The organism is Bradyrhizobium sp. URHA0013, from assembly GCF_000518345.1.
GTDB lineage: Bacteria > Pseudomonadota > Alphaproteobacteria > Rhizobiales > Xanthobacteraceae > Bradyrhizobium.
On the sequence record NZ_JADK01000017.1, the window covers coordinates 41,191 to 52,991 of the forward strand.

The window sequence follows — 11,801 nt, forward strand, 5'->3', positions numbered from 1 at the left end:
GAGCCGACATGAGCAAACCGATGCCACTTCCCGTGTTCGATCGCAGATCGAGCAAGCTGTTCGACGAGTTCATGGACGACAGCAGTTCGACCTACGAAGCAAGACCCCATCGCTCCGCCATCCAGTGGATCACGTCCTCGCCCACCGTGGATTGGCTCATTGCCGCTTACCAAAACACGCGGTTCAGCGCCCGAAAGATCGATCCTTTCATTCGCAAGCACAAGATCGACATGTCGGAATTCGAGCCCGGCCCCTTCGACAGCTATGCTGCGTTTTTTGAGAGGCGTTTTCTGCCCGGTAAGCGCCCATTTCCGGATCGGGCAAATGAAATGGGGGCGTTCGCTGAAGGCCGCTACTTCGGCTGGGAAAAGCTCACCCCGGAGCAGCGCTTTCCAGTGAAGGGCGCTTCCCTCGAAGCCGAGACGCTGCTTGGCAGCGCAGACCGCGCCAAGCCGTTCGAAGGCGGCCCGGTGATGCTCGCCCGGCTATCGCCGGTCGATTATCATCATCTTCACTACATCGACGATGGCAAGACAGTCGAGATCGATCGCATCGGCTCGCGACTGTGGACCGTCAACAAGAACGCGTTGCAAAATCAGCCCGACATCCTGTTTAAAAACGAGCGCAGTATTCAAATCCTCGAGACCGCCAATTTCGGCACCGTAGGAATGGTTGAAGTCGGCGCGCTCACCGTTGGGCGGGTCGTGCAGCAGCACGATGTCCAAAAGCCCTTCAAGAGAGGCGACGAGAAAGCGACCTTCCGTTTCGGTGGCTCCGCGGTTGTGCTGTTTGGGGAGCCGGGAAAGTGGCGTCCCAGTGACGACTTGCTTGAGCACACCGCGGCCGGCGTCGAGACACTCGTGAGGTTGGGTGAGGTCATCGCGCGCAAGGGGCGGGAATGACATGGTCGATCGTCGCACGGGACGATGACACGGGATACCTCGGCTGCGCCGCAGCGACGCGCTTCTTCGCGGTAGGTGCGAGGGTGCCCTTTGTGGCGAGCGGCACCGGTGCGATCGCCACGCAGGGGCTGGTCAACCCGTATTACGGTATCGACGGACTGAAATTTCTGGGCGAGGGGCACGAGCCGGTCGACGTCTTGACGAAACTCACCTGTCGTGATCCCGGAGAAGAACATCGGCAGGCGCATTTGGTCGATATGAGGGGCCGTAGCGCGGCGCACACCGGAACGTCCTGCCTGCCGTGGAGCGGTCACATCTGTAGGCCGGGGGTCTCCGTGGCAGGCAACATGTTGGCCGGCGAGCGGGTGCTGCGGGATACTCTCGATTCATACCGTCACCACTCGCAATTGCCCTTTGCTGCTCGTTTGATCGCAGCTATGAGGGCGGGAGAGGCGGCCGGTGGGGATCGGCGGGGCAGGCAGTCCGCGAGCCTGATCATCTTCGGGCCGGACGAGTGGTCGGTCCTGGACCTGCGGGTGGACGATCATGCTGACCCTCTCGAGGAGCTGCAACGACTCGAAGTCGCCAGTCGGCGGGAATGGATGATCTACCGCCGGTTCGTGCCGACCAGGCAAGATCCGGGAGGAGTCACGGACCACAGCGTGATCGATGCCGCTGTCGGCAGCTCGGGGGAACAAGTTTGAGCGCCGACGGCGCTTCGTCAGTGCGCAATCTGACGCAAAATGAACTCGTCGCACCCTCAATCCAGCGAGCAAGTTCCGGCATGGCACAGCACACGGATAGGAACGAAGCACTGCAGCTCCAATTAATCAGCGGCAAAGGAGCCTCGGCATGAAAGCCAGTAATCAAAACGCTCAAGACCCGCTCAATCCTGACGAGGCTCGCCCAGGAGCAGGCCAATTTCGAGGCGGCTGACGCGGGCGCAGAGGGCCCGCACGCTCGGCAAGTTGAACCAGATGTCCAGATGCAGTCTTGCGTAACCCAGGTGGAGGTTCTTTGCCAAAGCGTCCTTCGGTCGTGGTGGTCGGCGGTGGCTTCGGAGGCTTGGAAGCGGCCCGGGCGCTCGGGGGTGTCGATGCCGACGTAACCCTGGTCGACAAAAAGAACCATCACTGCTTTCAACCTTTGCTCTATCAGGTCGCAACCGCCGCGCTTTCGCCGGCCGATGTGGCCTGGCCGATCAGGTCGGTGTTGTCCAGCCAGCAGAATGCCACGGTGATTATGGCCGAGGTGAGCGGCATCGACCTCGAAGCTTGCGCCGTCGCAACGTCCGATGGCCTCAGGATTCCGTTCGACTACCTTATCCTGGCAACCGGTGCGACCAGCTCGTATTTCGGGCACCCTGACTGGGCCCAGTACGCGCCCGGCCTCAAGACTATCGAAGATGCTACGCGAATTCGTGCACGCATCCTGAGTTGCTTCGAGCGCGCGGAGCGGTTGCAGGACGAAGCGTCACGGCAACAGGCCATGACCTTCGCGATCGTGGGGGGAGGTCCGACCGGGGTCGAGCTTGCCGGCGCCATAGCAGACGTCGCGCATAACGTTCTCGCGCGTGACTTTCGCCGGGTTAATCCCCGATCCGCGAAAATCTTCCTGCTCGACGCTGGTAAGCGCGTGCTGCCGACTTTCGAAGAAGAGCTCTCCGAATATACGCGCGAGGCTTTGCAGAAGATGGGCGTTGAGGTCTTGGCGGGATGCTCGGTCACGAACGTTTCTGAGGACTGTGTCACACTCTCCGACGGCCGCCGCATCGACTGCTGCTGCACCTTGTGGGCTGCAGGTGTGCGCGCGAGCGCTGCCGCGGCCTGGCTCGAAGCCCCGGCCGACCGCGCCGGCCGGGTGATTGTGGACGACTCGTTGCGGGTCTCACCTCATCGCAACATCTTCGCGATCGGCGACGTTGCGGCCTCAACGAGCGAGGGCAAACCCGTGCCGGGACTGGCACCCGCCGCGAAGCAGATGGGGCAGTTCGTTGGGTCCCTCATTGCGCAGGAATTATCAGGGGAAAGCCGAAAGCCGGAACCCTTTGTCTATCGTCACCAGGGCGATCTCGCGACGATCGGTCGAAAGTCCGCCGTCGTGTCGCTCAGGCGAATCCGGCTGAAAGGGTCGCCGGGTTGGCTCTTCTGGAGCGTGGTCCACATCTACTTCCTCATCGGACTGAGGAACAGGATCACGGTCGCCATCAATTGGCTTTGGGAATATCTCACCTTCCAGCGGGGTGCGCGGCTCATCTCGTAGACGCAGGGCTGCAGAGAAGTCGCGCACCGGTGCTCGAAAAGAGCCGCCCGGCGTATGCGCACCTGAACGGAGGCGGCGCCGAAAGACCTCATGAAGGCTGAGTTGCGGTGGGATGAGGCTACCGTCTGCTGGTCTTATCCGGATCGGCGGGCGCGGGCTCGTCTTCTCTCGCATTCCCGGTTGGGTGGTTCGCCGTACTGCCGCCGCCAGTTCCAATTGCGCCTCCGATAGCGCCAGTTCGGCTGGCTGGCGTCGTACCTCCTGGCTGCAGCCCCGACCTTATGCCGGAGGCGCCCGCAGGCTTCGGTCCCGTATCACTCATGCTGATGCTCCCTCGATCGAATGTTGCGACGTTGCCCGCGCGTCGTTCCGACGCTGCCTGGCGATCACTTGAAGTCTTCCCAGCACTTGGTCGTTCCTTCGCTACGCGCAGCATTTGCGCTCGCGAGCCGCACCGCCCTTCGATCACTACCTGCGCGCTGCAGCGGCCGTTAGGAACGATACGCAACGCCGAACGCTAGTACATGCGAAGAACACAGGAGCGTAGCGTTGGATCAGGACGAACTCAACAAATCACCGGAATCGGGATTCGCCAACACGGCACAGGTGCGGGGATCAGACCGGGTACTTCTTCCAGGCATATCAGGCAGAGAGGACGATCTGGGGGCTGATCCAGCATCTCCGTCGGCCGCGGATGTCGATCGTCCTGTCGGCGCGCGGCCAAGGAGCGAGGTCACGGGGCAGCACCAGCCCGGGATGGGCGCCAACGAAACCGTGGACGGACTGAGTGAGACGGAAGAAGCAGTGCGCGCAGCGGCCGAGGACGAGACCGAAGTCGACGATCTTGAGAGCCCGGTGTTCGACCGAGCCGACTCGATGACGAAAATCATCTGAAAGGCGAGTACATGATCGACGATCTCGAGCAAAGAATACGGGAACGAGCTCATCGTATGTGGCTCGACGAGGGCCAACCCGAGGGCAAAGCCGAAGCGCATTGGGAGCTCGCGCGTCTGGCGATCGCGTTCGAGGACGCAAAACCCCAGATGCAGAAACCTATAACAAGCGACATGGCCGAGCCGATCGAAGCTTTGTTGAACCAGGGCGAATTTCCAACCCTCACCGATCAAGGCGAGCAGCACGCCCCTGGCGAAATGGCCGACCCAGGCTGACCTGAATAATCCCCCAGCGACAGCATATCCCTAGCCAATAGACAAAGGAGACTGCCAATGACATTCGGATGCAAACTTGCAATCGCCACCCTGTTGATCGGCACTGCCTGCGCTCCGGCGGAGGCGGCACCGATCGCGCCTTCGCCAATCGCGCCGGATGCCAACGTTCAGCAGGTCCAGTATCGCCATTGGCACGGTGGTTATCGCGGCGGTGGGTGGCGGCACCGTCACTATGGCGGCGGCGCTGCCGTGATCGGCGGACTGGCCGCGGGCGCTCTGATCGGCGGTGCGATCGCCAACAGTCAGGCGCAAGAAAACGCGAGCGCGTACTGCGCACAGCGCTTCCGTTCGTATGACCCGGCGTCGGGTACCTATTTGAGCAGCGACGGCTCGCGGCGACCCTGCCCGTAACCGAGGGCGTCCGGCGTTAAATCTCCGTTCGGAAGCTGTCGTTCTAAGCGGCGACCGCTAACAGCGGGCAATTCAGACGACGGCAGCCAAAGGCGTTGCCACCTGCGGCGGCACGTGAGGACCCAGTCGCCGGAGAAAGGCTGGGGCCTCTAAGGGGGCCGCTCTGCGGGCGGACCATCAAGACCCACTCCTTTTCGCAACTCTCTCTAAAAAAGAGGGCTCCTATCCGAGATTGTGCCGCCAGCATGAATGCGCAGGTGCGGCGGCTGACCGTGATGTCAATCACAGCGATCGCGGCACTCTCCAGCAAAGGGAGTGATCATGAGGTATGCGATCGTAACTCTGCTCGTGTTAGCGAGCCTTCAGGCAGCCCGCGGCGAATTCAAGGCCGTGTTCTTCTTCGTCATCCTCGCGTTGGGCGCACATTTCGGGCCCAAGCTGAAGAAATCCTGAGAGATCAGGGAAGCATTGAATCCCGCAGTCGACTGCGGCACTGCTGGCCCTCGCGCTCGGCTTCCTCGCGCAGCGCGGGGAAGGACATGAACCTGGAGCAATGGACGGTGGGTCGCCGTGGCTTTGGGGCCGTGTTTGTCTTCCTGTTGCTTGCGGGAGAAATCTACACCACCTTCACGTTTCTCGGCGGAAGCGGCTTCGCCCTACAACAAGGGCGCGCCGGCCTACTACATTCTATGCTATGGCACGCTTGCCTACGTGCTCTCTCATTTCATGCTGCCGCCGATCTGGCGCTACGCCAGGGAGCATCGGCTCTACTCCGAGTCGGACTTCTTTCGTCCGCAAGTATGATAGTCCGGCGCTCGGTATCATCGTGACGCTCGTCGACATCGTCGCACTGATTCCTTATCTGGTGCTTCAGTTCAAGGGACTCGGGATCGTTGAAATCGCCGGCTACGGCGCGATTTCGTCCAAGGTTGCAATCTGGACAGGCGATATCGTGGTGGGTGCCTATGTCATGGTGTCGGGCGTGCACGGCTCGGCGTGGACCTCCGTGGCCAAGGACATCCTGATTGTGGTCGTCGTGGTTTTTCTGGGCCTCTATCTTCCCTCGCATTACTATGGTGGGCTCGGCTCAATCTTTCAGGCGATCGAGCAGGCCGAGCCTGGCTTCACGGTCCTGCCGCCGCATGGTGAGAGCCTGTGGTGGTTTTCCTCGACCGTGCTGCTCACGGCGCTCGGCTTCTACATGTGGCCGCACAGCTTCGGCTCGATCTATACCGCACGAAACGCGACGGTGATCCGCAAGAATGCGATCGTGCTCCCGCTGTACCAACTCATCCTGTTGTTCGTCTTCTTCGTCGGCTTTGCGGCGATCCTGCAGGTACCCGGGCTGACCGGGCCGGACATCGATCTGGCGCTGTTCAAGCCGTCGGTCAAGACGTTCGATCCGTGGCTGGTCGGCACCATCGGGGCCACTGGCGTGCTCACCGCGCTGGGGCCTGGCTCCATGATCCTGATGACCACGGCGACGCTGATCGCCAACAATCTTTACCGCATGGTCGCCCCTTCCGCCGACGATCGGCAAGTCTCGCGGCTGGCAAAGCTGCTCGTGCCGGTGATCTCGATCGTTGCGGTGTTCTTCACGCTGAGGGGTGGGGAAACCATCGTGGCTCTCCTGCTGACGGGATACAGCCTGGTCACGCAACTGTTTCCTTCCCTGGTGCTCAGCCTGGGGAAACGCAACATCGCAGCCCGTGAGGGTGAAGCCGCCGGCATCCTCGCCGGTATCGCCACGGTCGCGTTCGTCAGCCTTACCGGCCTCAACTTCCATAAGTTGCCTTGGCTGCCACCGCAGGTGCAGGATCTCAACATCGGCATCGTCGCGCTGGCGGTGAACTTAATCGTGCTGATTGCCCTCAGCTCGGCCACCTGGCTCTCGGCGGCCCCTGCTCAGGCGGGGGCTGAATAGCCGCTGCTAACGCTGCCGCACCGGAGCCGCGCGTCGAGCTAACACAGGTTAAAGAGCGCTCCCCGACACTAGGAACGACCGTCACGGCCAGTTACTCGCTCGCTTCGTTGATGAGACTGTTGCAGCGTATCCACATGCGGAGAGCAAGGATGAAGAGCACGGCACCTGTTGTGACGACACTCGCAATCCTCGTTTGCCTTGGCAGCACCGATGCATGCGCGCGCCGCTATTGGGCCGGCGATGGGTGGTTATTCGGCCGGCGCAGTTTTTGAAGGCGTCGAACTTGCCAGCTACCGCTGGCTCCACTACGGAAACGAGTACGTGTCGTCGGGCGCAGGCTATCGTGAGCGGGTCATCCGTCCTCTGAGGCACGCGTGCGATCGCATCGCGGGCTCTGGCCGCGGCAGTAAGCTTTTCTTTCCTAGGCAGGCCCGCCCGAATGCCACAAAAAGCGAGAAGAACGTCGTTCCCAGTCGTGCTCGCGCTCGCGAGCCCCCTGTGCCGCTGGTGCTAGGGCCCCCCGCCACCTCTCTGCTTCGCCACTGCTGGAGGGAGGGCAGGTCGCCAGCCCGTGGGCGGGTTCGTCCCGGGCTGCTCCTGTTTTGCGTCGGATTTGTATTTGCGTCCGCTGCATCTGCCCAAACCCCGCCTGCCGCACCGGCTGCGGTGGGCGTGATCGCTGCGGCGCCACGCCCTATGACCAAGTCAGAGGAGTTCTTGGGACGTGTAGAGGCCGTTCGCCATGTCGATGTCGTCGCACGGGTTTCGGCCTTTCTGACCAAGTGCCTGTTCACTGAGTGGCAGCGAGGTCAAGAGCGCAGACAAGCTCTACGAACTCGAGAAGGGCCCATTCCAAGCCGACCTCGCGGCCAAACAGGCTGCTGTCGCCCAGTTGCAGGCGACATTGGAGCACGCTCGACTGACTACCGAGCGTGCGAGGGCGCTGCTGAGTGGCCCCGCTGGATTGCAGTCCAATTATGATGCGGCGATCGCGAACCAGCGCAGCCTCGAAGCTCAGGTGCAGGCCGCCGAGGCGCAGGTGCAAGCGTCGCAGATCAATCTTGGATACACCGACATCAAGTCGCCCATCGACGGCAAGATCGGCCGGACCGCCGTGACCGAGGGCAACGTGGTGAGCCCGTCTTCTGGTGTGCTTACCACGATTGTCAGCCAGGACCCGATGTATGTGACCTTTCCGGTTTCGGTGCGGAGGCGCTGAGGCTGCGCGACCGCTATGCGCCGCGCGGAGGCTTCAATGCCGTTGTCATTCGCCTACGCCTGCCCAACGGAAGGGCCTACGATCGCACCGGGCATCTGAATTTGAACAACACCGTCACGACCAACACGGACACGATTACCCTGCGCGGCGAGATCGAAAACCCTCCCACCCAACACGTCGAGGGCAGCGGCACGCCGATCCGCGAGCTGGTATTGTCCTTCGCGACCACGAAGACGTAGCTGCCCTGCTGGTCCGACAGCACCGCGGAGCGTGGCACTGCGAGGACTTCAATCGGCTGTACACCCTCGAGCAGCACGGTGACGAATTCGCCGTCAAGCACTGATGACGCCGGCCAGTGTCGTAGTCGATTGCCCGACCTGAATGCGGCGCTGCCCCGCGCACCGCCGGGCGCATTTGTAGCTCCTGCCGACCCAAGACCCGAGGCAGCGCTGCATCAGCATCGATCAGGAACGACCGAGGCCGCATCTCATTGCCAGCGCATGAGGTCGCGGGACCGAAACAAGGAGCATGCAATGACTAAAATGCCCCCCGTACCGCCAGAGCAGCGCAGCGACAAGGGACCCGGATCTGATCCCAGGATCGAGACAGACGAAAAGGTGCCCGGCCGCGAGAACTTCGACACCCAGGGCCGCCACGGCAACATCAAGCAGAACACGACAAACCAAGGCTACCAGCAGGACCGATGAATGCCACACAAGAACTCAGACACTGAGCGCTTCGGTGGTCCGGGCTGCTCGCGGCAGGACCGCAAGCACCCCAAAAAGGGGGGACGCGACCATGAGCGCCCTGCGCCTGGAACGCCCACCAACGACCGCAAATCACACGTCTCTGGAGGCGGCGGTGAGCGCGACCAACATCACACGCACAATGATCGTGAGAGGAGCTGAGCAACGCGTAGGACGACTTCGAGCCTACTGCTGATCGCGTTCCTGGCGAGCGCCTCGGTGGGAGCCGCTTGGGCCCAGAGTGGGGGCGGTGGTGGCGGTGGCGGTGGTGGCAGCGGCGGCTCCGGAGGATCGGGCGGCGCAAGCGCGAGCAGCACGGGCGGCGGGGCCAGCGGTGCCACACAAGCCCTGGGTCGGCCGGTGCGTCAAGCCCCGGGTTGGCCGGCGCTGCCTCAAGCCTTGGGTCGGCAGGATCTGCAAACCAGACTGGCGGTGCATCGCCCAGCCTGGGCAATCCCGGCGATTCGGCCGCGGCCTCACGTGGCACGACGGCTACCGGGACGAACACTGCCGGAACGGCCCAATCAACGGGTAGCGGCCCGCAAGGATCGACCACCGTCGGGCGGGCAGGAAATCCTGCAGGAGGGACCAGCAGCGGGCGGATCGACGGAAAGCGACACCCGGTCCTTCGATGCCGGGCGATGCCGAAATACGCTCCGAGAACTCTCAGGGTTCCCACGTCGATCGAGAGATCAAGAGCATCTGCAAAGGCTGTTAAGGTGGTGATCAGGACGCCGGGTTCCCCGGCGTCCAATCGAGGTCGTCCTCGCTTCGAGGTTCGGGGTCGGGCGAGCAGGACCTGATCTTCAGGTCGTCCTCAAGCCTGGGTTGATTCCCGCCGCTTTCGACCAGACCGGCATCTTCGGCCTTCTTCAACGTCTCCTCTTTCGTTGGAAACGTGCGGCTCAGTTTCTCGCCATCCTTGAACAGGGCATACGCCATCTCGGCCTCGTGGGTTGAATCATCGACAACTTTGACGGGGGCCGACACACACGGCCACCGCCAATGCTTGGCTTTCACTTCCGCTTGCGCTTGAGGCGTTGCGCGCCATTGCCCCTTTTTCCTTTGCCGTGCTTCACGGCGGGCCGCCTTGACCTTCTTGCCATTTCTACCTCCTTGTCGCTGGGGTGAAGCTCTAGCCGACTTCCCTGAGGTTGCTCAGGATCGCCAGGTGACGCTGGATGATGGGCAGCGACATCTGTGCGACCTGCTGTTCGCCAGGATTGCCACCGGAGCGCAAATACGAATTGTTGAGCGCGAGCAATTCACGGTGTCCGCGGATCTGCCCCTGCACGTACGTCCGGTCGAAGGGAATCGACGGTGTGGCCTGAAGGCGCTGAAGCAGGGCGGCATGATCCGGCCCCAGCGGTGCCGATCCCGGCGCTGCTCCGAGCGCGCTCGCGACCTGGACCTGCTCGGCGATCTCTGCATTGGCGAAGTTGACGATGTCGGGATTGCCGGTTCGTGTCAGGGCGAGCTGACTCGTCTGCATCGCAAACGCGCCACCCATGAGGTCGGCCGTTCGAAAATCCCGCTGTGGGACTGGCTTGGATTGCGCAGCGTAGGTCGATAGTCCGAGGCCGCCCAACGCAAGTAAAAACGATCTTCTCAGCATGATGAATCTCCAATGTTGGATTCACACGACGCTGCGACCGTTTCGAACGTTCCTATCGTCACCATAAGCGGCCGAGCGATGCTCCACCGAGCGCCTTCGGTGGCATGAGATGAGCAGGCAGGTTAACGCAGGTTATTGGCAGGGGGAGTGTGTCATGATCATAGGAACGGCAACCTGGAGGAGGGTTTGTCCATCATCCAGATGCGGACCGACGCACGAGCAGATTCATGCAAGACAGCAATTCATCCAGCTTCCCGATTTCCGCGGGTGTCCTTCTCGGGCTCGGCCTGGGCGGGTTTTTTGACGGCATCGTGTTTCATCAGCTGCTGCAATGGCATCATATGTTGAGCGGCTGGTACCCGCTCAACTCCATCGACAACGTCAAGCTCAATACGACCTGGGACGGCATCTTCCACAGTGCGACCTATCTGCTTGTGCTGCTCGGCCTGTATGTGCTGTGGCAACGGGCGCGCAGGTCCAACATTCACCTGTCGGGCGGCCGGTGTCTCGGAGCGGTCTTGCTCGGTTGGGGCATCTTCAATCTGGTTGAAGGCGTGGTGGACCATGAGATATTCAAGTTGCATCGGGTGAATGAGACCGTGCCCGACGAACAGCGCATCTTCTGGGACATCGGCTTCCTGCTATGGGGTGCGGCCATGTTGGTGATCGGCGCAGCCATGACACGCGCCGCCACGCAAGCGAGGGTACATGCGGAAAGCAGTCTACAGGCTCGCTAGAGAGACCCCGCCAGCTCTGGTCTATGCCCTTTTTATATTGCTGCTGATGCTCGCGACAGCACCGGCCTTTCGCATCGTGCTGTTTGGTGTGTCGCTGGATGATCTCCTGCAACTACGTTGCTTCAATCCCAATTGATGCGCAGTTATCAACGCCTCATGTCCGCCCGGAGGTAACATGGTCGAGTTCAGGCTTCCGAAACACTCCCGCGTCGAAAAGGGAAGGATCTGGCCCAAGCCGGACAGCAAATCGTTGCGCGAATTCCAGGTCTATCGCTGGAATCCCGACGACGGTCGCAATCCCCGGCTCGACACCTACTTCGTCGATATCAGCGATTGCGGGCCCATGGTGCTGGATGGTCTGATCTGGATCAAGAACAACATCGACTCCACACTGACGTTCAGGCGGTCCTGCCGCGAAGGCGTGTGCGGCTCCTGCTCGATGAATATTGCCGGCCAGAACACGCTCGCCTGCACCAAATCCATGAGTGAGGACGTCCCGAACGGCGAGCCGTTGCGCGTGCTGCCCTTGCCGCATCAGCCCGTGGTCAAGGACCTCGTTCCCGACCTGACGAATTTCTACGCCCAGCTCGCATTGATCGAGCCTTGGCTGCAAACCGTGTCGCCCACGCCGCAGAAGGAATGGCGCCAGAGCCATGAGGATAGGGCGAAGCTCGACGGGCTGTACGAATGCATCCTCTGCGCCTGCTGCTCGACATCTTGTCCAAGCTACTGGTGGAATTCCGAGCGTTTCCTGGGCCCAGCGGCTTTGATCCAGGCGGCGCGGTGGGTCAATGACAGCCGCGACGAAGCGACAGG

13 protein-coding genes and 1 pseudogene are annotated in these 11,801 nt (G+C 61.8%); 12 read left to right on the forward strand and 2 right to left on the reverse strand.

Features of this window, described 5'->3' with window-relative positions:
- Nucleotides 1-8 precede the first annotated feature (8 nt).
- The 10 genes and pseudogenes from N551_RS0120060 (at nt 9) to N551_RS38915 (ending at nt 8,594) form a co-directional block, all read left to right on the forward strand.
- Nucleotides 9-902, forward strand: coding sequence for a phosphatidylserine decarboxylase (locus N551_RS0120060; protein WP_027568413.1), 894 nt, complete (start codon nt 9-11; stop codon nt 900-902).
- Nucleotides 899-1,606, forward strand: coding sequence for a DUF1028 domain-containing protein (locus tag N551_RS0120065; protein WP_027568414.1), 708 nt, complete (start codon nt 899-901; stop codon nt 1,604-1,606). The genes N551_RS0120060 and N551_RS0120065 overlap by 4 nt, the downstream gene beginning before the upstream one ends.
- Nucleotides 1,607-1,919: 313 nt before the next feature.
- Nucleotides 1,920-3,164 (forward strand): NAD(P)/FAD-dependent oxidoreductase, encoded by a 1,245-nt coding sequence (locus N551_RS0120070; RefSeq protein ID WP_027568415.1) that lies wholly within the window; start codon nt 1,920-1,922, stop codon nt 3,162-3,164.
- Nucleotides 3,165-3,713: 549 nt separating this feature from the next.
- A complete protein-coding gene (locus N551_RS38220; RefSeq protein ID WP_155809833.1) occupies nt 3,714-4,058 on the forward strand; it encodes a hypothetical protein in 345 nt (114 codons plus the stop codon).
- 11 nt (nt 4,059-4,069) lie between these two features.
- Complete coding sequence (locus N551_RS0120080) at nt 4,070-4,333, forward strand: DUF2934 domain-containing protein (RefSeq protein ID WP_027568416.1); 264 nt, start codon at nt 4,070-4,072, stop codon at nt 4,331-4,333.
- Nucleotides 4,334-4,390: 57 nt separating this feature from the next.
- Nucleotides 4,391-4,744, forward strand: coding sequence for a BA14K family protein (locus N551_RS0120085; RefSeq protein WP_027568417.1), 354 nt, complete (start codon nt 4,391-4,393; stop codon nt 4,742-4,744).
- 321 nt (nt 4,745-5,065) lie between these two features.
- Entirely contained in the window at nt 5,066-5,197 is a 132-nt protein-coding gene (locus N551_RS39565; RefSeq protein WP_256379031.1) for a hypothetical protein, read from the forward strand.
- Between the two features lie 373 nt (nt 5,198-5,570).
- Nucleotides 5,571-6,668, forward strand: coding sequence for a sodium:solute symporter family protein (locus N551_RS36020; protein WP_245287825.1), 1,098 nt, complete (start codon nt 5,571-5,573; stop codon nt 6,666-6,668).
- 591 nt (nt 6,669-7,259) lie between these two features.
- Nucleotides 7,260-8,096 (forward strand): annotated as a pseudogene (locus tag N551_RS38225) (efflux RND transporter periplasmic adaptor subunit); the annotation flags it as partial.
- 324 nt (nt 8,097-8,420) lie between these two features.
- Complete coding sequence (locus N551_RS38915; RefSeq protein WP_197031172.1) at nt 8,421-8,594, forward strand: hypothetical protein; 174 nt, start codon at nt 8,421-8,423, stop codon at nt 8,592-8,594.
- Nucleotides 8,595-9,359: 765 nt separating this feature from the next.
- Here the strand turns inward: N551_RS38915 and N551_RS0120115 are convergent.
- Together N551_RS0120115 and N551_RS0120120 are read right to left on the reverse strand one after the other, a co-directional pair.
- On the reverse strand, nt 9,360-9,575 hold the full coding sequence (locus tag N551_RS0120115; protein WP_027568420.1) for a hypothetical protein: 216 nt from the start codon (nt 9,573-9,575) through the stop codon (nt 9,360-9,362).
- A gap of 193 nt (nt 9,576-9,768) precedes the next feature.
- Entirely contained in the window at nt 9,769-10,248 is a 480-nt protein-coding gene (locus tag N551_RS0120120; RefSeq protein ID WP_081747917.1) for a DUF4142 domain-containing protein, read from the reverse strand.
- Between the two features lie 227 nt (nt 10,249-10,475).
- On the opposite strand from N551_RS0120120, the gene N551_RS0120125 reads away from it, so the two are divergent.
- Together N551_RS0120125 and N551_RS0120130 are read left to right on the forward strand one after the other, a co-directional pair.
- Complete coding sequence (locus N551_RS0120125; RefSeq protein ID WP_027568422.1) at nt 10,476-10,985, forward strand: DUF2243 domain-containing protein; 510 nt, start codon at nt 10,476-10,478, stop codon at nt 10,983-10,985.
- A gap of 175 nt (nt 10,986-11,160) precedes the next feature.
- Nucleotides 11,161-11,801, forward strand: a 641-nt coding sequence (locus N551_RS0120130) for a succinate dehydrogenase iron-sulfur subunit (RefSeq protein WP_027568423.1), incomplete at its 3' end; no start/stop codon positions are given.

Coding starts and splice junctions, on each gene's coding strand:
- N551_RS0120115 (WP_027568420.1), bottom strand. CDS start 9,575: ATGGCGTATGCCCTGTTCAAGGATGGCGAGAAACTGAGCCGCACGTTT.
- N551_RS39565 (WP_256379031.1), top strand. CDS start 5,066: ATGAGGTATGCGATCGTAACTCTGCTCGTGTTAGCGAGCCTTCAGGCA.
- N551_RS38915 (WP_197031172.1), top strand. CDS start 8,421: ATGACTAAAATGCCCCCCGTACCGCCAGAGCAGCGCAGCGACAAGGGA.
- N551_RS0120065 (WP_027568414.1), top strand. CDS start 899: ATGACATGGTCGATCGTCGCACGGGACGATGACACGGGATACCTCGGC.
- N551_RS0120085 (WP_027568417.1), top strand. CDS start 4,391: ATGACATTCGGATGCAAACTTGCAATCGCCACCCTGTTGATCGGCACT.
- N551_RS0120060 (WP_027568413.1), top strand. CDS start 9: ATGAGCAAACCGATGCCACTTCCCGTGTTCGATCGCAGATCGAGCAAG.
- N551_RS0120120 (WP_081747917.1), bottom strand. CDS start 10,248: ATGCTGAGAAGATCGTTTTTACTTGCGTTGGGCGGCCTCGGACTATCG.
- N551_RS0120125 (WP_027568422.1), top strand. CDS start 10,476: ATGCAAGACAGCAATTCATCCAGCTTCCCGATTTCCGCGGGTGTCCTT.
- N551_RS0120080 (WP_027568416.1), top strand. CDS start 4,070: ATGATCGACGATCTCGAGCAAAGAATACGGGAACGAGCTCATCGTATG.